The organism is Vibrio sp. Vb0937, from assembly GCF_033338855.1.
This window is the reverse complement of record NZ_JAWOTK010000349.1, coordinates 1-1,147: the sequence shown is the minus strand read 5'-3', so window position 1 is coordinate 1,147 and position 1,147 is coordinate 1. Positions and strand designations below refer to the sequence as shown.

Genomic DNA, 1,147 nt, shown 5'->3' with positions numbered 1-1,147 from the left:
TATGTGACAGAGCTGGCTCATTAATCGTCAATCCATTTGATGGTTTAATCATCACCTGACATTGAACACTTATCATTCATAGTCAAGACTCAATATTGAAATGACACAACTTTATTGTCAGTCGTATAAGTAAAAAAACGAGGAGAGCGCGTATGTGGAAAACAGTAACAATTGGGGCAATGGCGCTTTTGATGGCCGCTTGTACGACAGTAACAACAGACGTGGATAAACAAGCGGACTTCGCTTCTTACAAAACGTTTGATTTTGGTACTCAAAATGATGCTCCAGCAAGTATCGATGGACGCCGTATAGAACAAGGTTTGGCTGCTCAACTGGAATCGAAGGGGCTTTCTCGAGTTGCAAGTGGTGGTGATTTATACGTTCATCACGATATCGTTGAGGAGTCGGAGTTGGTATCGTCTGGTTCTTCTTTTAGCGTCGGTTATGGATGGAACAGCTTTGGTGTGATTACATCAAGCCCTGAACGATATAAAGAACGCAAATACGGGAAGTTAGTGGTAGAGCTGGTGGATAGTAAGGCGAACCAAGTTGTGTGGAAAGGCGTTTCAAGCCGCAAGTTAACCGAATCAATGAGTACTGAGAAAAGGGAAAATTTGATCACAGAAGAAGTGGCGAAAATGTTCGAAAACTACCCATACGGTAAGAATTAAGTCCTCCGTTATATCAAACTGAGTGGCTAAAACCACGAGGCGAGAATTTCGATTGCAAATTCTCGCCCTCAGAGTTAAAAGTACGTATTACTGTGATGTAGGTGAACGTTGTGCGTGCTCTTCTTATTAGCTTTTTCGGGCTATTTCTGAGCTTATTGGCGGTTTCTGTCGGCCAAGAATCAACGTCGCCTGAAACTATTCACCACTACAGCGTCGGCATTGCGTTTTATGATGAAGACGCACAAGTTTCCGAAACGCCACTAGCACCACCATTTCATTCGTTTGCTAGCCTGTTAAATCGCAATGCACTGCGAGTTCATGATTCAAAATCAGAGCTTGACGAGCTCGATATCGGTTGGTTCGAAACGTTGGCTCCTCATTGGAACCGCGCTTTATCAGAAACGCCATATTTGAACGCGGGTCTGACGGCTTTTCTTGGTCTTGCGAAAGACTTCTCTCATTCAAAATATCAAATT

At 43.3% G+C, this 1,147-nt stretch carries 2 protein-coding genes; both read left to right on the top strand.

The window, feature by feature from the left end:
• The first annotated feature begins 152 nt into the window (after positions 1 to 152).
• Positions 153 to 671, top strand: coding sequence for a DUF4136 domain-containing protein (locus R7P67_RS25620; protein WP_005463686.1), 519 nt, complete (start codon positions 153 to 155; stop codon positions 669 to 671).
• A 110-nt stretch (positions 672 to 781) separates the two neighbouring features.
• On the top strand, positions 782 to 1,147 hold a 366-nt coding region (locus R7P67_RS25615; protein ID WP_318086424.1), incomplete at its 3' end, for a hypothetical protein.

What these genes read in the sequence shown, in the direction of transcription:
- R7P67_RS25620 (WP_005463686.1), top strand. Translation starts at nt 153, where the DNA reads ATGTGGAAAACAGTAACAATTGGGGCAATGGCGCTTTTGATGGCCGCT.